The 19813-nt window shown below is 64.3% G+C and carries 16 protein-coding genes and 1 pseudogene; 4 read left to right on the plus strand and 13 right to left on the minus strand.

The window, feature by feature from the left end; genetic code table 11:
• Positions 1-18 precede the first annotated feature (18 nt).
• The gene (locus tag BH683_RS28160; protein WP_084839571.1) at positions 19-1626 is read left to right on the plus strand and encodes a DUF6777 domain-containing protein; all 1608 of its coding nucleotides are present in this window, start codon (positions 19-21) and stop codon (positions 1624-1626) included.
• 7 nt (positions 1627-1633) lie between these two features.
• Here the strand turns inward: BH683_RS28160 and BH683_RS28165 are convergent, their stop codons facing one another.
• On the minus strand, positions 1634-2107 hold the full coding sequence (locus tag BH683_RS28165; protein ID WP_084839572.1) for a TspO/MBR family protein: 474 nt from the start codon (positions 2105-2107) through the stop codon (positions 1634-1636).
• A 177-nt stretch (positions 2108-2284) separates the two neighbouring features.
• Here BH683_RS28165 and BH683_RS28170 point away from each other — a divergent pair, with 177 nt between their 5' ends.
• Entirely contained in the window at positions 2285-2785 is a 501-nt protein-coding gene (locus BH683_RS28170; protein ID WP_084839653.1) for a hypothetical protein, read from the plus strand.
• Between the two features lie 20 nt (positions 2786-2805).
• Here the strand turns inward: BH683_RS28170 and BH683_RS28175 are convergent, their stop codons facing one another.
• The 10 genes from BH683_RS28175 to BH683_RS28205 form a co-directional block, all read right to left on the minus strand.
• Positions 2806-3447 (minus strand): TetR/AcrR family transcriptional regulator, encoded by a 642-nt coding sequence (locus BH683_RS28175; RefSeq protein ID WP_084839573.1) that lies wholly within the window; start codon positions 3445-3447, stop codon positions 2806-2808.
• Positions 3448-3527: 80 nt separating this feature from the next.
• On the minus strand, positions 3528-3761 hold the full coding sequence (locus tag BH683_RS28180) for a hypothetical protein (RefSeq protein ID WP_084839574.1): 234 nt from the start codon (positions 3759-3761) through the stop codon (positions 3528-3530).
• Complete coding sequence (locus BH683_RS28185) at positions 3758-4726, minus strand: LLM class flavin-dependent oxidoreductase (RefSeq protein WP_084839575.1); 969 nt, start codon at positions 4724-4726, stop codon at positions 3758-3760. The genes BH683_RS28180 and BH683_RS28185 overlap by 4 nt, the downstream gene beginning before the upstream one ends.
• Positions 4726-7530 (minus strand): type 2 lanthipeptide synthetase LanM, encoded by a 2805-nt coding sequence (gene lanM, locus BH683_RS28190; RefSeq protein ID WP_084839576.1) that lies wholly within the window; start codon positions 7528-7530, stop codon positions 4726-4728. The genes BH683_RS28185 and lanM overlap by 1 nt, the downstream gene beginning before the upstream one ends.
• A gap of 69 nt (positions 7531-7599) precedes the next feature.
• Positions 7600-9786, minus strand: a complete 2187-nt coding sequence (locus BH683_RS28195; protein ID WP_084839577.1) for a peptidase domain-containing ABC transporter — start codon at positions 9784-9786, stop codon at positions 7600-7602.
• Positions 9783-12764 (minus strand): type 2 lanthipeptide synthetase LanM family protein, encoded by a 2982-nt coding sequence (locus BH683_RS28200; protein WP_084839578.1) that lies wholly within the window; start codon positions 12762-12764, stop codon positions 9783-9785. The genes BH683_RS28195 and BH683_RS28200 overlap by 4 nt, the downstream gene beginning before the upstream one ends.
• A gap of 94 nt (positions 12765-12858) precedes the next feature.
• A complete protein-coding gene (locus BH683_RS28800) occupies positions 12859-13011 on the minus strand; it encodes a hypothetical protein (RefSeq protein ID WP_158539935.1) in 153 nt (50 codons plus the stop codon).
• A gap of 34 nt (positions 13012-13045) precedes the next feature.
• Positions 13046-13189 (minus strand): hypothetical protein, encoded by a 144-nt coding sequence (locus BH683_RS28805; protein ID WP_168187148.1) that lies wholly within the window; start codon positions 13187-13189, stop codon positions 13046-13048.
• 15 nt (positions 13190-13204) lie between these two features.
• A complete protein-coding gene (locus BH683_RS28810; RefSeq protein ID WP_168187149.1) occupies positions 13205-13372 on the minus strand; it encodes a class II lanthipeptide, LchA2/BrtA2 family in 168 nt (55 codons plus the stop codon).
• Between the two features lie 33 nt (positions 13373-13405).
• Positions 13406-13570 (minus strand): plantaricin C family lantibiotic, encoded by a 165-nt coding sequence (locus BH683_RS28205; RefSeq protein WP_084839579.1) that lies wholly within the window; start codon positions 13568-13570, stop codon positions 13406-13408.
• Positions 13571-13841: 271 nt separating this feature from the next.
• On the opposite strand from BH683_RS28205, the gene BH683_RS28210 reads away from it, so the two are divergent.
• Positions 13842-17561, plus strand: a complete 3720-nt coding sequence (locus BH683_RS28210) for a hypothetical protein (RefSeq protein ID WP_143696152.1) — start codon at positions 13842-13844, stop codon at positions 17559-17561.
• A 22-nt stretch (positions 17562-17583) separates the two neighbouring features.
• Here BH683_RS28210 and BH683_RS28215 read toward each other — a convergent pair whose 3' ends face one another.
• Entirely contained in the window at positions 17584-17853 is a 270-nt protein-coding gene (locus BH683_RS28215; protein WP_143696153.1) for a hypothetical protein, read from the minus strand.
• Between the two features lie 97 nt (positions 17854-17950).
• Positions 17951-18804 (minus strand): annotated as a pseudogene (locus BH683_RS28220) (oxygenase MpaB family protein).
• Positions 18805-18961: 157 nt separating this feature from the next.
• Between BH683_RS28220 and BH683_RS28225 the strand changes: the two are divergent.
• The gene (locus BH683_RS28225; protein ID WP_084839582.1) at positions 18962-19741 is read left to right on the plus strand and encodes a class I SAM-dependent methyltransferase; all 780 of its coding nucleotides are present in this window, start codon (positions 18962-18964) and stop codon (positions 19739-19741) included.
• The last annotated feature ends 72 nt before the right edge of the window (positions 19742-19813 follow it).

Below are 19813 nucleotides of genomic sequence, written 5' to 3' on the forward strand. Positions count from 1 at the left end.
GAAACTGTGAGGTCTCGCATGAGCTACCCGTACGGCACGTACCCGACGCAGCCGATCAACCCATCCCCGAAGAGCAACCGGACCATCGTCCTCGTCCTCGCCGTGGTCGCCGCCTTGTTGCTGAGCGTGCTGGGAGTCGCTTCGGTGGTGATGTTCACCGGTTCCGGCAAGACCCAGGCGACGCCGGCACCCGAACTGGTCCTCGAATCGGCGAGCAGCGTCAGCAACGCCCCGTTCTCACCCACGGTGGCGCTGACGAACCGGCCACTGGATCAGGGTGTACGCAATGTCGTCGCCAGGGGCAGCGCCACGCCGCTGGGGCAGGTCGTCGATGGCACCGCACCCGGGTTGTACGCGAGCTCGAACGAACCCCCTTGTGACACCGCGGCTCTGGCGAATCATCTACTGAGCAATCCCGCGACGGCCAGGGTGTGGGCGGGTGTCTTCGGGATCACCGTCGACCAGATCCCCTACTACCTGGACACCCTCACACCCGTCGTGCTCGGCAACGACACCCGCGTCACCAACCACACCTACTCTTCGCGTGGCGCCAACCCTTATCAGTCGGTGCTGCAGGCCGGCACCCCCGTGCTCATCGACGCCTACGGCGTTCCACGAGTGCAGTGTTCGTGCGGCAATCCGCTCGCGCCACCGGCAAGCACCCCGCTGGCGGGTTACCGAACCGTGAACGCCCCCTGGCCCGGATACGCCACCCGCGAGGTGGTGTACGTGGACTACCACAACCACCACACCACCGTCATCAACAACACCACCACCGTGGTGGCCGGCCCGGAAACTGTTGCCCCGCCGCAATTGACGCTCATCGACCTCAACACTCTTGTGCCGTTCCTGCGTACCGCGGGCGGCATCCTCGACACCACCGGGCTCCCGCCGATGGTGGGTACGCTCCCCACACCGGCGCAGATGAACGTGCCGTTCACCACCGACGACCCCGTGCTGCAGGAAGCCAACGGCGTGCAAGCAGACGGTCAGCCGGCCGAGAACGTCCTGCGCCAGGCACAGGAGTCCACCGGCACGACGGAATCGTCGGCGACCGACACCGCGGCGGGACCGCTGGGGTCGTCCTCGCAGTCATCTCCCGGGGCGACAGCCGAATCTCCTGCGGTGGCGCCGCCCGCTCCGGACGCCTCCGCCTCGGCTGCCGCACCGGCACCCGCAGCACCCGAAGCTCCGGTCGGTGCGACCCCTGCCGCGCCCGCACCGCCGTCACCCACCCAATTCGTGGGCAGTGGCGATGTGATCTCGAGCCTGTCGTTCAGCGACGCCGGTGCCGTAACAACCTGCACGGCAGACGACCCCGGCACTTCTCCCGTGGACTTGAGTTGCACGGACGGACTGACCCGAACGGTGTTGTCGTCGAACCTGCAGTCCTCGGCGGTCGCCTCTGCGACGGACTCGGCAGGTGTCTGGACGGTGTCATTGATCGGGGCGAGCGGACCGCAGTCGGTCGCCGTGACCTCTGCGACGTGGACGACAACGCCGACCACCACGGTGGCACCGCCGGCGACGCAAACACCCACCGCGGAACCCGAGCCCGCGGTCACCGAAGAGCCCACGGCGACCGAAACCACCACCACAACCACATCGTCTCCCGCCGCGGGGTGACGAGACGTCAGCGGTTGCGTCGCCAGATCTCCGCCGACAACGCCGTCGCGAACGCACACCATCCGGCATAGGGCGCCAGCGCCGCCGCGGCAGGCGGCGACGCCGGGGCCGCTCTACGGACCAGGTCCGCACCACTGACGGTGAGTGCGGCGGCGGTGATCGCGGCAGCTCCGGTGCGGTGCGCTCGAAAGAACACCCACGTCCATGCGCCGTTGAGAACGAGATTGACGGCGAGAGCGCGCTCGAATGCCGCTGCGTCGATGTGCCGCATCTCGTCGTTCAAGGTGTCGATCGTGACGGCCGAGCTGATCGCGATGTCGGTGTAGAGCAACGTCCACACGATGGGGAACGCGACTGCGGGTGGCTGGAAAGGCGGTTTCGACAACCGCCGGTACCAGCGCGAGTCCGCATCCTGCGAGGCAAGAGCGCCGACAACCGCCGCGGTGGCCGTTCCAAGTCCGGTTTTGATGATCGACCGCATCGGGTCTCCTGTCGTCGAGTCGCGCGTCGAACCTCCCCTACGGCCTCAAACTACGCCGCCTGCCGTTCGCCTGACTGACATTCGTGGGTAGGACAGCGGGCCCTGTCGGTTAACGCGGGGAGTCGAGCTGCGATAGGTAAGTACCGGTTCGTAGACATTCAGGAGATAGGAATGCAGATGCGATTCCCACGACAGTTCAGCGCAGTTGCCGCGAGCCTCCTGGCGGCGTGCGCCTTCACCATGGCCGGCGCAGCCTCCGCGTCAGGCGCACCCGTCGGTCCGACCCTCACCGCGGCGCCGGTGTCGGTATTCCAGATACCCGCGATCGGCGTGAAAGTCAGCGGGCTGGTGATACCCGGCCCGCATCTGGCGTCGGTGAACGCCTCGTCCGCGGCGCCGGGCCGGACGACCTTCTCCGCGCCTGCCAGGCCCGAGACGTGCGCGACCACGGCCGGGGGTTCGCTGGTCCGGATCAATTACGTCAATGTTCGCACCGGCGACCGCGGCGTCAGCGTCGTGAAACCGTGCCCGTTCTTCCTCGATTCGGCACCGACACATCAGACCGTGCGAACCGGTTCCGGCCCTGTTGTGTTCACCGTGTCGATCACCGGTTCGTGGGCCTACCCGAATGCGGGTCAGCCGTCGCTCCCCGGTGGCGGCGGGTTCGTCGCACCCTGACCCCACGCTGCGCAGCCTGTCTACTCGGCCGGCTGCCGCACCAGCGCGTTGAGAACTGCGGTGATCACGGCGATGAGGTCGTCGATCGGCGGCCGCGGGTCGCTGCTGCTCCATGTGTGCACCAGTTCGGTGAGAGCGCCGAGGAAGGCAGCCGTGGCCAACGCGTATCCACCCGGCGGCGTGAAACCCCCGTCCGAGCGTTCGGCGATCGTCGCTGCGATGAACTCCGCCCACAACGCTCGGCGGTTGGCGCGGTGAGTCTCAACCCGGGAACTGACACCGATCATCTCGACGAAGACGATCCGGGCCCGGCGCGGATCATCACCCACCGAGCGGACCAGCGCTGCCATCGCGGCAGCGGTCAGCAGCGACTTCTCGGCGTCGGCGTCCTCCCGTTCGAGAGCTGTGACCACCGCCGCCTGTGAATCGTCTTGGATCACGTCGTAAAGACCGAGCAGGAGATCTTCCCGACTACGGAACTCCGCGTAGAACTGGCTGCGCGCCAGACCTGCCTCCGCGCAGATGTCGGCGACGGAACTGCCCGCGTAGCCCTTGCCACTGAAGACCGTCAGCCCCGCTTCGATGAACTTGGCCCGACGCTCTGCGCGTCGCACCGCCATCGACTGGCCGCCGTAGATGCGGGTGTCTGTGAACGTCCCCATAGGGCTCAGGATAAGTCAACCTATGCTGGCGCAGAGGCGAGATCACCGATCTGAGTCAACTGCCGAAATACGCGGTCGGCTCACCGTGTCGGGGAATTGCGCTCCAGCTCTCGCCGGCGACGCGGGCGGTCCGAGAACACAAAGATGGCGATCGTTCCGACCACCGTGACAATCGCGGTGAAACCGGCGGCCTGCGCGTCGTAGACGACGAGCATGACTGCGGACATGATCGCACCGACAGCAAATACGCTTCCCCAACTCCCATGCGTCATCCAGTACATGAATCCACCTTTCTCTTCGTTGTCGCTCGTCACTTCAGTACCCCACCCTCCAACAAGGCCACCGCGCGGTCAACGCTGCCCGTGCGACGGATGATGCCGAACGGATTGAGGAACACCTCGTCTGCCCCTGCTGCTGCATAGGCAGCCACACCCTCCGCCAGGTCCCGGCCCGCGACCAAGACCAGGTTCGCCTCGACCAGACTCTCGCCGGTGCGGTGCGGTGAATCCGGGTCCCAGGTGATCCCGGATTCGACGAACATCTTTCGGTAGTGGTCGCGCGAGCCGTGCAGTGCGCACGCCTTGAATGCACCCGTCGCCCACTCCTTGGAATCAGCGATGATGGGGACGCACACCGCAGTTCGTGGCGCGGGACGGCCTGCGTCGTCCGCGGCGGCCGCAGCCTTGTCCACCAACTGGGCGAGCCGATACGGCGGGGTCATCCACGGAATCAGCGCGTCTGCCGACGCCCCCGCCACGGTGGCCAGCTTCGGCGACAACGCCCCGAGTCCGATCTCGACCGAATCCGTGGCGACGTCCGTCAAACGCACTACGGGATCGTGATAGTACTCCGGCCGCTCGAGCTGCTCACCGGGCTCGCGTCCCAGCACCGCCCGGACTGCACCGATGAATTCGGTGGCCGCGCGAGTCGGACTCGCGTACGGGTCTCCGTGTAGGGCGCCGACCATCAGCGGCTCCGAGACCCCCAATCCGTATGTGATCCGCTGGTCGGTCATCCGAGCCAAAGTGCTTATGGCGAGGGCAGTTTCGAAAGGTGTCCGGACAGGTATCAGCCCGACGCCGAGACCGAACGGGATGTCGTAGCCGGCACCGAGCAACCAGTGCATCGCCGCGACCGGATCGACCATGAGCGATTGGCCGAACCACAGTCGATGAAAGGGACCGTGCCGAACCGCATCTGCCATCGACATCACAGAAGCCATGTTGTCGACCGACATCGGGTAGACCACCGACAGATCGGGTGTCATCTTCTCCTTCATCAGCGAACTCCGTTCAGCGCCACAGGGATGAGTTGATCGTTGTCGCCCGCGGCCGCGCGGCCGAGCAGCACGTCGGTGTCGCCGATGCCTGCCCACCCGAGCATGTAGCCGAGCGTCGACGTCTTACCAGCTGTTCCGGTGGAGTAGCCGTGTGCGACAGCGTGGGAGTAGAGCCGGTCGCGGTAGTCGACAGCCCGAGCCAACAGCTCGTCCTCGAGCAGCCAGGGTTGCAGGGCAAGCAATGACTGAATGACTCCCGAACCACCATGACACACACTGAGATCTGCAGGATTCGTAGTCTTGATCGTCGTCATGTGATCGAGCAGGCCTGACATGCGCCCCGTAGGGAGTGCATCGATCCGACCTGCGCGGGTCAACACCTCACCGGCTACGAGCGCAACCCCCGCCGACCCCGCGCACCAGGCTTTGCTGCCCTTGAATTCCCCACCCTCAGAGTGAGAGTCGGTGTCGAGCGCAGCAATGATCCAGTCCGCGACCTCGCCGAGCAATCGATCGTCTCCGGTGGAGTCTGCCGCACGCGCCGCAGCCCAGGCGGTCCCGAGTCGGCCGTGGGCAAGATCGAACCACGCCCTGTCGGAATGTCCTTCTGCTGCCCACAGTCGACGCGGAGCCTCTGCAACCAGGTCCGCTGCCCGACCCCGCAGCACACGGCGGTCCGTGTGCTGTGCGGACAGCATCAGCAACACGCCGGCGACTCCCCCTGCCACGTCAGTTTCTGCTGTCCCGGCCTCGAAGCGATCCCAGATGGTGGTGAGCAACTCATCGAACATGTTGTCCATCAGAGGAACCGCGCCGAACAGAGCTCCGGCCTCACCCGAGAACACCGATTCCGGACTGTCGCGAAGGACGTTTCGATACTCCTCGGCCAGTCTTTGATGACCCCGCGCCGCCGCTTCCGCAAACGACGATGCCGCGAGACCAGCACCTGCCGCCCGATCGAGGAACACCGGGATTCCACCGCCGTCGTGGAAGGCGACCAGGGTCCCAGGGGCCAGCGTCGGCGACGACGGTCCGCCACCGCCATACACCCAGCCCACCTGCGGCCCATCCGGATCCTCATGGCGATGCGCCAACTCCGAGACGATCTCGGCAACAGCCTCCCCCGCCTGAGGCGTCGGACCCGCACGGAGCGTCGATGCGAAGACTCCGGACTTCCACAGAGGAGATGCCACACCCTCGCCGACCAGCTCGTTGAGACTCTCCTCGAGGACGAACTCGTGCACCAGCCCTGAGGTCTCACGCAATGCGGTGATCGAGTCGCGGGTGATGCTCCTCGGAGATCTGTCGAACACCTCCGGCCCGACCACCGACCGGGTTCCGAGACGTCGCGAACCGGCGTCGACACTGAAGTATGGGACATCCCTGTTGTGCATGTCCGCCGACTCTGTGGATGTTATGAACTCCTGCCCGGCGTCGTTGTACGACGACGGGGCCTTGAGGAGGCCCAGTAACCTGCCATACTCGTCCGGTGAACTCAGATAATCCGGATGCGTTGCAGCATCGATGAACTGAGCGTAGACGGTGGTCGCCCGGACCAGGTAGCGCACCGGTAGTTCGGGAAACAGATCGAAGACCCCGTCGATGTCGATGCGGCCGGACCGGATGGCCTCGAAGCAGGCGAGGTAGCCACTCCTGATGGTCTCGAAATGGTCCAGCGGATCCACGACCGCTGTACCGATCCGGACGAGGTTGTCGGAGTGGTTGTAGGTGAAGGTCTTACGAAACACTGAGACCGCGTCGGTGTCCCGGTCCGACATCTGGAACGACTTACGCTCCGACACCTGCTCGCGAGGTACCCCGATACCGGCGAGGATCACGTCGAACGGCCCGTTCGGGATCTGGATCGGCAGTAGCATCGTCGTGGTCGGTGCCTGCTTCATCCGGTTGACCAACAGGTGCGCGAGACTGTCATCGAGCACCCCGTTGTCGGGCCGCAGCGCGGTCTCCACGTCGACAAAGCAGGGATACTCGCCGCACGCGACCACGTTCTCGTGATGCATGTCGCTGGTGCCGATGGCACCGAGCACCATTGTCGTCACACCGAAGCGGTAGAAGTAGCGCTCAGCCTCCTCCGTGGTCACCGAGCGATCCGCTTGGATGAACTCCTGCCAGCCGTGCTCACCTCGGTCGAGAACTCTGGGGACACATCGATCCAGCGATACGCCCACCACCTCGGATACCCGCTCGAACAAAGTCCGCACGAACCTGTCGATCGCGAGGGGGCGGGGTTTGTAGACGATCTTCACGCCCGATTCCTGTGTGACGATGAAGACTTGGCGTCCGCCGTTGTGCGAATCCGATCCGGTCGCGACGATGGTGCTGATCAGGTCATCACCGCGGATCCAGCCTTCATCTCGAAGGACCGCCAGGTCGGCTGCGTAGTGGTCGATCAGTTCTTCGACAGACCGGACGAAGTTGCGTTGCACCACCTCGAGGTTCTTGGCCAGCACCGGGTGCCGGGTCAAAATGTCGGCGCGAACAGATTCACTTGTCAACAGGGCGGAATACCGGTCCAGAGCGGTGGTCGATTCCGCATCAGATGGCAGGCCCCACCGCTGGCGATGCTCGTGGAAGTCACTGATGAGCACTCGGAAGCTCTCCATCTCGACCTTCCGGGCAAGTGCGGACTCAAGCTGTTCCCGTACTCCACCGCGCGAATCGTCGGCGATCACCGGCGATGCCGCCAAGGCGTTCAACGCGTCGGTGGCCGATTGCATCACAGGGCGATAGAAGGGTGAAAAAAGTTGGTTTGCAAACGGATTGGCTGACACTGTTGCAGTCATGATGTCCTCTCAAAAAGTACCGGACAGGTTGATCAGGCGAACGTAAAGCCTGTTTCGAGCAGACAGCCGTCAGGCAGTCACGGGTTCGAGCCGGCCATAGAGCTCGCTGTAATGCCCCCCACTGCCGATGAGTTCGTCGTGGTCGCCACACTCGACCACTCGGCCGCCGTCGAGCACGTAGATGACATCGGAAGTCCGCACGGTCGAGAGACGGTGGGCGATGATGATCTGGGTGCAGCCCAGATTCTCCAGGATCTCGGTCACGCGCCGCTCGTTCAATGAATCCAACGCTGCCGTGGCCTCGTCCAGGACCAAGATCGCCGGCCGCTTCAGAAGCGTGCGGGCGAGCGCCAGCCGCTGTCGTTGACCGCCGGAGAAGTTGGCACCCATCTCCGAGATCACTGTGTTGTACCCCATCGGGAGTGCATCGACGAAGTCGATGATGCCGAGGCTCCTGGCGAATGCGATGACCTCGTCGTCGTCCATCGTCGCTCCTGCTTTGAGGTTGTCCACCACGGTGCGGTTGTGCAGGTGCACTTCTTGGGAGACGTATCCGATCTCGCTGCGGAGTGCGTCGGTTGCGTAGTCCCGACTGTCCCGCCCCCCGAATCGGATTGTGCCGCCGGTGGGTTGGTAGAGACCGCAGATGATTCGCCCCAGGGTGCTCTTGCCCGAACCAGACGCCCCAACCAGCGAGACCTTGGCTCCGGCTGGGATGTCGAGATCCACGCCGTCCAGCACGTTCGCGGAATGCTTGTCGAAGCGGAACTGGACGGAGTCGACATGAACGGACGCCGCGGCGAGTGAGTCGAGATCACCGCCTGCGGACTCGGGCTCAGCGGAGGTGATGTCGTGGATGCGCGACATGTACCGCGATGCCTCGACGAACTCGTTGTACGCGGCGAAGATCGAGCTGGCGACGGCGAACAGCATTCCCGACACCGCCTGGATGGCCACCGCCGCACCGAGCGAGATCGTGCCGGTGGACACCATGTGCAGACCGATCAGCAGCATGGCAAGCGGGCCTGCCAGCTGAATGGTCGAGACCAGACCCGAGATCCACCCCTGCTGCAAGCGCATGCGCCGCTTCATCGCGGTCAGCGACCGGGCGTACTCGTCGTTCCAGCGATTCAGGAACTGCGCGCTGTAGCCGCCCATCTTGATGGTCTCGATGGTCACCGTCGCATCGAGCTGGATTGCCTGGCTCTTGCTCATCTGACTGATCTCGGAATCGAGCGCTTCATTCACCTGCCTGCGCGTGGCCATGAGCACGACAATGGTCAGGCTGTAGATACCCAAGGCGACGAGACCGATCTCCCACGAGACCCAGAACATGTAGCCGAGTACGCAGAGCGCAGTTCCGATGTCCAGTGCGCCCTGGACGAACCGGGCCGAGAGCAGGTCGCGTATCGAGTTGACGCTGTTGAGACGAAAGAGCAGTTCACCGGGCGATCGCGTGGAGAAGTACTTGTACGGCAAACTCAGCAGCCGGCTGAAGGTGCCGAACATGAGGTGACTGCCGATGAGTGTCACAGCATGTGCCAGCACATGAGTACGAATCACCTGCAGCGCATAGAATCCGACGGCCGCTGCGGCAACCAGGGCCAACAGTGTCGACAGCCGCGAAGAATCCGGAGAGCTCGTAAAGCTGTTCACCGCCCACTGCGTGATGAACGGAAGACCAAGTGTGGCTGCGTAACCGCAGATGGCCAGGATGGCGGTGAATCCGAGCTGGCGCGCAGCAGCGCGCGTCAGCAACGGGATGTTGCGCCATTCGTGCAGCACAGGCATCCGTTTACGTTCGAAGTCCGCTCCCGGCGTGGCGTCGATGGCGACACCGCTGAACGATTTCTCGAGTTCGTCGAGCGTCACCTTGCGACGCCCGGCCGCTGGATCCACGATGACCGCGTGACGTTTGCCGACCGATTCGAGCACCACGAAGTGGTAGTTCTCCCAGTAGAGGATGACCGGGTTGAGAAACGCCTTCAGGCCTCTGGCTGCGCGTACCCGGTAGATGGCGACATCCATGTTGCGGGATCGGAGCAGATCTCCGATCCGTTTCGCGCTGAGACCATCTCGTCCCGCCTCGAACTCCTTGCGTAGTTCTGCCAATTCTTCGTCGCGGCCGTAATAGGACAGGAGTGCAATGGAACTGGCGAGTCCGCATTCGGTCTGGGACAGCTGCATGACCGTCGGTACCCGACGGAGCGCAGGCTCATGGTGCGCTCGGGGCCGCCGTGTGATGCCGATGTTCATGCTGCACCACCGATCTTCAGAGTGAGTGGCGAATAGGGCAGATCGGGTTCGAGCCTTCTGGCCAGGTGATAGGCCACGCCCGCGGTGCCGACCATCAGGCTCGCCGTGTTCGCGTGTCGACTGTGCCGGTCGTGGGACTTTGCCCCGACGACCTGCGCAGTGAGCAGTTCCGCAACCTCGCGCGTTTGGGCTTCCGAACCCACCCGCTGCACGACTTCCCAGTTACCCAGATCGCCGTGACAGAGAGTCAGATTGCGCGAGAATCCGTGCTGTTGCAGGGTATCGATGGCGCGAGCGGTGAACTCGGTCGCCCGGTTGCCGACCGCAGCCTCCGAGGCGGCGAACTCGTTGAGCGCGAGCGCCATACCCGACACTCCGTGGCACCAACCGGTGGAGTGGTGCGGTTCATCGAAGCTGGTGCGCCAGTTGCCCTGCTCCGGCGAGAAGAATTGCGGGAGCTCATCGAACAGGTCCCGCGCGAGAGGTTGCGCATCGCCGCCGCCGAATCCGTCGGACGCGAGAGCAGTGAGGTGAAACACCAGACCCGCGATGCCATGGGCGAAGCCGGACTGGCGCAGGACCTGATCGCGCTCGTCGCGCGGAACCTGCATCGCCACCCGGATCTCGTCGACCGCGTCGCGGGCCACGCCGTCCACCATCGCGAACGATTGGCGGTGGTCGCCCGCGACTGCACGCAGCGCCGACGCAATCCCGATGCGTCCTCTGATCACGTCGATGGCGCCGAGCGAGGCGCCGGCTGAAGCCCTGGCGACCACCTCCGGTATCGACGCCCTGGCGGCGGTGATCCAATCCGCCCGGCCTGCCACCTCACCTGCTGCGGCAAGCGCAAACAGGCATCCCGACAGTCCTGTGTACGCGCCCGCCCCGATGGCCGAGAGCGACCGGTCTTCGTAGCTCTGATCGGTGAGGATCCCGGCCATGGGATCGAATACCCTTGCCGCGGCGGTATGAAAGCGTTTCTGGTCGAGCACTGTCCCGAGGGTGGCCAGCGCCAGCGCAGGACCCATCCGACCGCTGTAGAGGTCGTATCCGAGGACACCCGGTGGCCAGGCACGCCGGGTTTGCATCGACGCCAGCGGGCTGAGCCAGGTCGTCGGCAGATGCCCGAACAGGTCAGAGAGCATGGACTCGGTGAACTGATCGCCGAGGCGCCGGGCCAAATCTGGCAGACCCTCGTCGCGTCGCAGGGTGGGCACCGAAGCGGGCGAGTCTGCTTCCAGGTGGTTGTCCGGAAAGCGGGCCGTGAAGGCCGCGTAGATGAGGTCGATCTGTTGCGCGAGGTCCGAGTCACCGAGACCGCGGATCTTGTCGACAACCGTCCCGAGTGGCGACGCTGGAACGGTCGCCCCTGCTGGATTGCCCTCAGCGTCCCGCACCTCGGTACCGGTCGCGTCGACCAGCAGGTACGGTACGTCCCGACTGACCATCTGCGTGACCTCGGTGGCTGTCAGCTCCGGAGCGCAGTACCGGTTGGCGATCACCAGACGCTTGAGCAACAGCGCAGACAGCTCGGGCGACGCGAGAGCCTCCGGCGACGTTGTCGTCCGAAGCAATTGGGCGTAGGTCGCGGTGGGATTGTGAACGTACCGGACCTTGGCACGATTGAATGTCCGGATGACGACGGCTTCGAACTCGGCCGCCTCAGCCGAAATCGCCTCGTAGGCACGTCTGAAGCCGGCAGCCATCGCGTCGGCGAGTTGCAGCACATCGGCGCGGCTGTGGCCACGTACGGTACTCGCACGCAGCCCCTCCTTGTCAGGACGGGAAAGGACGACAGCCATGTCGTCACGGAAAGGGTTTGTGAAGGTCAGCGCTGAAAAGGGCGAGCGCCCTTCTTCGTCGGCGCCGAGAAATCCCAGGTCGATCTGGTCGTAAACGCCCGATGCATCTTCCCGAACGAGGACCAGCGGCAGCAGACCTACACCGTAGATAGAGGTCCTGAGGATCTCGTGGGCGTTTCGCGGGACCTCGGGGATGCCGCCGCTCCGGTTACGGGGAGGATGCATCAGCGTCTCGAGGTCCACCGGAACCGGTCCACGATGATCGGCGATCACGTTCTCGTGGTGCATGTCCCGGGCGTTGAGGAGGTAGAGCACACAGGCCAGTTGGCCTGAGGCGTCCAGGAAGGCGTTCCGGTCGCTGTCGTGGACATCGACGGCGGTGATGAACTCGACGAATCCGTAGCCGTCGCAGCGGACGACCTCGGCAGCAGGCAGGACGATGCCACGCTCGGCGCACCAGTCGACCAGTTCGGCATAGCCGGCCTCACAGTCGACCGGGCGCGGCTTGTACACCACTTTCATCCCGCCGTCGAAAGTGATGACCGCGACGCTTCGGCCCCCGGCATGGGTGTCACCGCGACCGAGGTCGACCGCGGTGATCTCGGCATCGGCAGGTATCGACAGCCGGCCCTCGAGGTCAGCCCTGTGGCGGTGCACGCGGTTCAGCATCTCGACCAAGGCACGGCGTCGGGTGGTCACATGGCTTCGGTGAATACGTTCGAGCATCGGATGGTCTCGATGGAGCTCCTCGAGCACGGAGTTGCCGAAGTCGCTGACGTACGACTGGTACCGCTCTTCTGGCGTCTCGCCGTTGAGACCGTTCGCCGCCGAGACCGTCGACAGGTGACGGACGAGCACCCGCACGTACACCTCATATAGCGCGGCCTCGAGCGACGAAGCCCATTCTTCGATGAGCTGTTGGCGAGGGCTGTGACCGTGGGCGGCCAGTGCCTCTTCTGTCTCCGCGCGTTCGGGCTCGACCAACACACGGACGATGGATTGAAATGGACGCGATTCGTGCTGGGGGGCAGGCGAACCCAGCACCGGCGGGAAGGAATGGAATGTGTCGTGCGATAGCGCCGCGTCCAGTCGGTCGTCGAATTGCGCGAGCGGCTCCAGCAGTTCTCGGGTCTCTTCGGCGGTGAGTTCGGGATACACCTGCAGATCCGCGGTCATGGGTGACTCCTTCGTGGACGGGATTCGAGTGGTGAGGCGCGGGCCGGAGCCAGATGACACGTCGGGCACCGGCCCGCGCCGACGCAACCGAGGGTCAGGCCTTGGTCACGATGATCGAGACGGGAATGATGGTTGTTCCCGGCAGGCTGGTGACGGTGAGAGTTCCACCGTAGGTATCGGAATCCCGGTCGTCGGCCAGGGCGATCAGTTCTGCTTCGTCTACTCTTTCGATATTGCTGTAGGGCATTATCGAGCTCCTTACTGGTGATTGACTCTTGTCGTCAGGCCGCGGTGACGATCGATATCAAGATGGTCTCGACCAAACTGGTCATGCTGATCGTGCCGGCATGGGCGTCGGACTCCTGCTCATCCGCCAGAGCGATGAGATCGGCTTCCTGCGCTTTCTCGATGTTGTTGCGAATCATGTTCTTCTCCTTGTGCTAGCCGCAGCCACCGTCGACGCCGGTGCACTTGAACGTGGGGCACAGCGCGACGGACAGTGCAGATGCGAGGCTGATGGTCGTCGGATGAGTGCCACCCGCCGCTTCGGTCTCGTTCAGTGCGATCAATTCGGACTCGTCGTACCGCCCGGCCTTGTCTACTGCCATGTTTCACACCTCTCCGTGATGTTCGAACGCCACTTACTGGCAGTTGTTCTGGGATTCTTTGGTCAACGTGCACCAACCACCGTCGTTTCCGAGGAAGTCGGACAGGGTGAATGTGTTCGTGGTGCACGCGCCGTAAGCGACGCCATCGAAATGTTGCTCATCGATTTCTTCGGCGAGCGAGATGCTCTTGTCGATCATTCGATTTCCCTTCATTTCTATCGGTACCGGCACCGAGGCATTCGGCCACCGGGTGCTACGCCGCTGTGTCCGGGACCAGACTGTTCGCCGGTCGGGTGGACCACATGGACGCAGATCAATTTGATCGCCGACCGGCGACAGCCACAGCGGAGGACGGGGGAAAGTGCAGTTCAGCGGCAACTTCTGATGTTTCCGCTTTGGACGCCTCCGGTTAGGTTCCGGATGATCGCAATAGTCCGGTAGCTTGTGAACCGGGGTAACGAACTGGTTGATGAGTCGGTTGGGGGACCGTTTGCGAGCACGTCGCGAAGTCATCAATACGTGGTTGGTCGAGCTGTTCGCTGCCGCCGGGGATCCGATCCTGGTAGCCGTCGCGAGGCGCGCCAGGTCGTACGGGGCCCGCGGCGGAACGCAACGTCTGAGCGATTGGCGGCGTGGCGTGTCTTCGCCCCGGCAATTCGACGACCTCCGGCCATATCTGCTGGCCCTCTTCGACATCGCCGATAAACGCGGGGCAGATCCGGAGTCCTATCGCCGCCAGCTCGACGACTGGGAAATGCTGTGGACCTCACATTCCATAGCCGCACCGGAGTCGGATTCTCAGGAATGCCCTTACCGGGGTTTGCTTCCCTTCAGGGCCGAGGATGCCGACGTGTTCTTCGGCCGGGAGGAATTGACCAAACGTCTCTATCGGCAGATCACGCCCGGGGCCGGGATCACGATGGTGCTCGGTGCCGCGGGCGTCGGGAAGACCTCCCTGCTGAACGCTGGGATCGGCCCTCTCGCCACCGGAGCAGGTCTGTACCTGCGCAGGCGAAAAGTGTCCTGCACGATGACCTCGATGCGGCCGGGCTCCGACCCGGTCGGGGAGTTGCTGACCGGCCTCGGAGTGGCAGATGAGATCGGGCCCGATGGCGCGTCGGCGACGGAGATCATTGCCGCGCTCGAGCAACGCGAGAGCCCAGTCGTCCTCATCGTCGTCGACCAATGCGAAGACCTGTACACCGAGGTGAACCCGCAGGATCGCGCTGAGTACCTGTCGATCCTCCACAGCTTGGGAAGCTGGTCAGGGGCGGCCGTTGTCACTGTCCTGCGCGCCGACTTCTATGGGCGGGCGCTCGGGGATCAACCCTTCGCCGAAGCGCTCGAGCATCGATCGATCGTGGTGAAGCCGGTCGCGCCCGAGGGCTTCCCTCAGATCATCGAGAAGCCGGCGAAGGTACGGGGCGTGGCGGTCGCCACGGGCCTCTCGGATCTGATCATCAAAGATCTCACCGCCGAGACCGGGAACGTCGCGCCACTGGCCATGCTGCAGCTGCTGATGCGCGAGACCTGGGAAGCGCGGGAGTCCTCATCGCTGACGATCGCCGCCTACCAGCGCACGGGCGGGATCGCGGGCATCGTCTCCACCGTTGCCGAAGGGGCATTTGTGAGGCTGACTCCCGACGAGCAGGAAGTCGCCCGGCATGTGTTCTTGCAACTGGTGCACCTCACTCCGGACGGGTCGGTCGTGGCGATTCGGACGCCCGTCGAATCGCTCGAGACCTTCGACCGCCATGACGTCCGCGCCACCGACGTCGCCGATCACTTCCTCGATCAGCGACTACTCGTCCTGTCCAACGATCAGATCGAGTTGTCGCACCGCTCACTCCTCGATTCGTGGCCACGGCTCCGTGATTGGGTCTGCGCCGAGCGCGAGTGGGCTCCCATCCGCCGGTACGTCGAAGTCGACGCCGAGCAGTGGGAGGCGAGTGGGCGGGACCCCCGCTTGCTCTACCGTGACGCACAGCTCGATTCGACGAAGCAGTGGCTCGATCACCAGGGCACCCCGGGACCCGGCATCAATGAGTTTCTCGAGACGTCGCGCCGTCGCGCGAAGCGGAGTCACCGCCGACGCCGCATCGCCCAGGTCTCGGTCACCCTGCTCGCGACCATCGCCCTGGTCGCCGGCTTGCTGGCGACGATGAAGAGCAACGATGCTGCGCGGGCGCTGGACCTTGCCAATCGCGACGCAACCCTGGCCGAGATCGATCGCTCCGCCATGACCGACCCGACGGCCTCCGCACGTCTCGCCTCGGAGGCACTGTCCAAGTATCCGTTTGATCAGTCGATCGTCGCGCGGGTGCTGGCGACCCAGGCCGATGGCCTCTACCAACGTTTCCCGGATCCGGCAGGGGCTGCCTGGAGCGTAGCCGGCAACGGTGACGTACTTGCCTTCGCCGGAGCCGACGGCTCGATCGAGCTGTGGCGCAACACCTCCCCGCCGACCCAGCTCGCAGTGGTTCCCGACGCACATGCGGGTTACACCACGACGACAGCATTCGATCCGCGGGGAAGGGGTATGGCCAGCACCGGGGCCGATGGCTCGGTCCGATTGTGGCGATTCGACGATCAGGGCGGGATCGAAGGCTCCGCCACAGTGGAGACGCGGAGATCGCAGGCCACCTTCACCGTCGCTTATTCGCCCACGCAACCGTTGCTGGCAACGACAGACGGGGCGGGCATGATGACCTTGTGGGATGTTGCTGACGACACTGCGCCGCTGGAACTGTCGTTGTCGCCCACCGGGGGATCGCCCGCACGCACGATTGCCTGGCATCCCACTCGTCCCCTGATCCTGACCGGAAATGACGACCACACGATGACCTTGTGGGATGTCACCGACCCCCGAAGACCGCGAGCGCAGCAGACAATCGCCGACACCTCCGGCGTCCACTCCGTCGCATTCGCTCCCGACGGAACTCTCGCAACGTCGGCCGATGATTCCGGAGAGACCCAACTCTGGTCGATCGATGGCGCATCGTTGACACCCATCGGCACTCCACTGAAAGGGCCAACTGCGGCCGTCTGGTCCACCGCATTCAATTCGAATGGTTCCGAGCTCGCCGTGTCCAGCCTCGACGGCAGCATTCACGTCTGGAACGTCTCCCGTCCGGAAAACCCGCTGTTGACGGGAGTGCCGCTGCGGGCGCAGGGAACGCCGATCTACGCCTCCCGGTTCCTCGATGACAACAGCCTCGTGAGTGCCACCGACAGCGGACCGCTCCGATGGCAATTACCCGACGGGCTGGTGCCGGGCGCGGCCGGCCAGGGTCAGCAGCCCAGCTGCGCAGTCGAGATCAGTCTCTGCGTCGCGACGTTCGACGACGGCGTGACGGTTCTTGCCGATACATTCGACCCCCGACGCCCCATGGTCACGACACTGCTACCCGAGCAGCGCTTCTCGTCGACCGCACTCAGCGGTGACGGTCGACTGATCGCCACGATCGCGGGGCGCTCACTCGCTCTATGGGATCTCACCGATCGACAATCGCCTCGACAGATCGGGCCAACCCGCCTCTTGGACAACCGCTTTCGGAACCATCTTGCCTTCAATCCGTCAGGAACGCTGCTGGCCACCACCACCACGGACAACGCGATCGGGACGTGGGCGGTCACCGACCAAGGACTGGTGGCACGGTCAGACGCTGCGTTGGCCGGGCATTGGATCAACGCGCTGGCGTTCGATCCGACCGGCGACACCATCGCGATCGGCGGGGTCGACGGCGCCATCGCGCAGTGGCACGTATCCGCAGATGGCCGCCTCACCCGCACTGCTGAACAGGTAGGTGACGGGGACGTGTCTGCTCTGACTTATTCAGCGGACGGAACGGCACTCGTGGTCGGTCATTCGGATGGGAGCCTGCGCTGGTGGAGGGACGGGGATCCGACTCCTGGAGATCCGGCCGAGTCAGGTGTCGGACCAGTTCTGTCGATCGCTCGGGTTGGCGGATCAGTGGCCATCAGCGGCGGCAGTGGTGTCATCCAGCTCATCGAGACCGAAGGCGATCTCGCGGTCACCGACGCGGTGATAGGACCCAGCCAGCGGGGTCGGACCCGTCTTGTGGCGATCGACGACCGCAATCTGTTCGTGGTCGGCGGTTCCGGTTACGCACAGGTGGTCACAACCGATCCAGGAATCGTCACCAACCGGATCAGATCACTGACGTGACCCGGCGCGCCGGCTCGAGCATTCAGCGCTGAGTTCCTTCGGAAGGAACGGCTTGGGCGGAACCGGCCACGGGAACGCCGATCGCCTGACCTGAGACCGCCATCGCTGCCGTGTGGACCTCGATGGTCCCGTCGGCGCGCTGGCAGATCGTGGTCACGGATCCATCAGGATTGACCAGTTCGATGAACTTGTCGTTGCTGATGGGACGGTTGTTCGGAACCCGCACGTGCACCTGATTGTCGGCGGCACACTGCCGCATGTTGCCCTGTGACGCCTTCACGCTGGTAGCCATCCTCGCCGCCCCTTCTCCGGTTGCATCTGACTGGAGTTCGTCGCAGAACGCCATCCGGATGGGACCAGTTGCGTGCCGAGGTACGCGGGCCGTGCCCTCAGACGAGTGGGCGACCCAAGCGGCAGCGCAGCCGGACGTCCCACAAGAGCAGGCGAAAACCCAGTTGCGACAGCCACAGCGGCTTTTTACGCTCCTGCGCGACGAGGCCGGCGGCGTAACCGTCGAACCACTCCTGGTCTTCCTCTGTCCACGAGACCCTCATCGCCTCCCGGAATGGTTGCGGAAGATAGCCGATGGTTCGGCGGTACTTCACCGGTCCGTATCGACGTTTGATGGCCGGGTGGGCATAGTCGAAGTTCGCGATGCCGAGGAGAAACTCGCGCACCTCATCACTGATCGAGATCAGCTGCGACTGCTCATCCCAGTAGCGACCGAACGCGTCCCGATCCCGGGGCCAACTCTCGGCGGGCATCTGCAGGTGGTGCCGCAGACCTTGCCCTGCTGATAAAAGGTCTCACGCCTCTGCCCCGTCAGTGGCCCATGGACACGTTCGTAGATGTCTTCCCATCCGGCATACAGGCAGGCAGCGACCCAGAGTTGCAGGTCGACGTCCATCGCGTCGTACGTGACCGGGCTGTCGCTGTCGGACCGCACCTGGACGTGCTGACGATTGACCGCCTGTCGAAAGCGCCTGCGGTCGTCCGCGTTGCCGAACACGGCCACCGCGAGATAGGACGCTGTCGTCCGGGCGCGCTTCACGGGGTGCTTGTCGAGGCGGCCGTTCTCGACCTTGCTCCGGGCCACGCCGTACCCGACCGCCGGGTTGGCCAATTGCATGATCACATTCGCCGTGCTCATCGAACGACCCATGGACAGCAGCGACGTCGCGAAGAAGCTGCTGTCGATCTCATCCATCTCAGCCCGCGACATACGCCGAGTGTCCTCGTCCATTCCATCCCCCATCTGAATACATGTGTATTCAGAATAGCAACAAGCCCCCGTCGTGGCGACGTCGAAGCGGAGTTCGACCATTCGGCAAGTCGGGATATGGACCCCGCGGGTGCGGCACAATTGACCAGACAACGCGGGGCCGGTGAAGGAGTGGTAAGTGGTCGACTGGGATGGCGATCGATACTCCGACGTCAGCGCCTTGCAGCGCATGGTGGCCGAGGTTTCCGTTCGTGGCCTCGAACTGGCCGGCGATGAACGCCTCCTCGACGTCGGTTGCGGTGACGGATTCATCACCATGCAGCTGGCGGAGCGTTTGCCGGCCGGGTCTGTGGTGGGGGTCGACGCGTCCCGTCGCATGATCGACAAAGCCCTGACCAGGGTGCCTGCCGAACAACTCCGAGTCCAGTTCCACGTCGACGACGCCCTGGCGCTCCCGTTCGACCATGACTTCGACATCGCGGTGTCCTTCAACGCGCTGCACTGGGTGCGCGATCAGACGGCTGCTCTACGACAGATCGCCCGCAGTCTCGACAACGGCGGGCGGGCAGTGGTCCAGATGGTCTGCGCCACCGAGCAGCGCAGTATCGAAGACGTCGCCACGGACGTGGCGACGAGTCCGCGCTGGCAAGAGCATTTCTCGGACTACGAACCGCCGTACTTCCACGTCGAACCCGACCGTTTCCGGGAGTTCGCGGCGGCTGCCGGATTCAGCGTCTCCGCGCTGGAGATCCAGAATCTGCAGTGGCAGTTCGACTCGACCGACGACTTCTCGCAGTGGTTCGCAGTAGGCGCCACCGACTGGACCAACCGTCTCCCGGGAACCGACGTCGGATCATTCGTCGACGACGTCATCGAGCGCTACCAGGAGCAGGTCGGCGAACCGGCCCTGTTCCGGTTCAGCCAGATGCGCGCATCGCTGGCCCTCGCCGATCGCTGAGACGCAGCCTCACTACTCTGTACGTGGCACACGGAGTACCGGGTGACCCACCTTGCTGCAATGCGCGACTGT

This window comes from Williamsia sp. 1138, assembly GCF_002095435.2.
GTDB lineage: Bacteria > Actinomycetota > Actinomycetes > Mycobacteriales > Mycobacteriaceae > Williamsia.

Coding starts and splice junctions, on each gene's coding strand:
- BH683_RS28160 (WP_084839571.1), top strand. CDS start 19: ATGAGCTACCCGTACGGCACGTACCCGACGCAGCCGATCAACCCATCC.
- BH683_RS28165 (WP_084839572.1), bottom strand. CDS start 2,107: ATGCGGTCGATCATCAAAACCGGACTTGGAACGGCCACCGCGGCGGTT.
- BH683_RS28170 (WP_084839653.1), top strand. CDS start 2,285: ATGCGATTCCCACGACAGTTCAGCGCAGTTGCCGCGAGCCTCCTGGCG.
- BH683_RS28175 (WP_084839573.1), bottom strand. CDS start 3,447: ATGGGGACGTTCACAGACACCCGCATCTACGGCGGCCAGTCGATGGCG.
- BH683_RS28185 (WP_084839575.1), bottom strand. CDS start 4,726: ATGAAGGAGAAGATGACACCCGATCTGTCGGTGGTCTACCCGATGTCG.
- lanM (WP_084839576.1), bottom strand. CDS start 7,530: ATGACTGCAACAGTGTCAGCCAATCCGTTTGCAAACCAACTTTTTTCA.
- BH683_RS28195 (WP_084839577.1), bottom strand. CDS start 9,786: ATGAACATCGGCATCACACGGCGGCCCCGAGCGCACCATGAGCCTGCG.
- BH683_RS28200 (WP_084839578.1), bottom strand. CDS start 12,764: ATGACCGCGGATCTGCAGGTGTATCCCGAACTCACCGCCGAAGAGACC.
- BH683_RS28800 (WP_158539935.1), bottom strand. CDS start 13,011: ATGCCCTACAGCAATATCGAAAGAGTAGACGAAGCAGAACTGATCGCC.
- BH683_RS28805 (WP_168187148.1), bottom strand. CDS start 13,189: ATGATTCGCAACAACATCGAGAAAGCGCAGGAAGCCGATCTCATCGCT.
- BH683_RS28810 (WP_168187149.1), bottom strand. CDS start 13,372: ATGGCAGTAGACAAGGCCGGGCGGTACGACGAGTCCGAATTGATCGCA.
- BH683_RS28205 (WP_084839579.1), bottom strand. CDS start 13,570: ATGATCGACAAGAGCATCTCGCTCGCCGAAGAAATCGATGAGCAACAT.
- BH683_RS28210 (WP_143696152.1), top strand. CDS start 13,842: ATGAGTCGGTTGGGGGACCGTTTGCGAGCACGTCGCGAAGTCATCAAT.
- BH683_RS28215 (WP_143696153.1), bottom strand. CDS start 17,853: ATGGCTACCAGCGTGAAGGCGTCACAGGGCAACATGCGGCAGTGTGCC.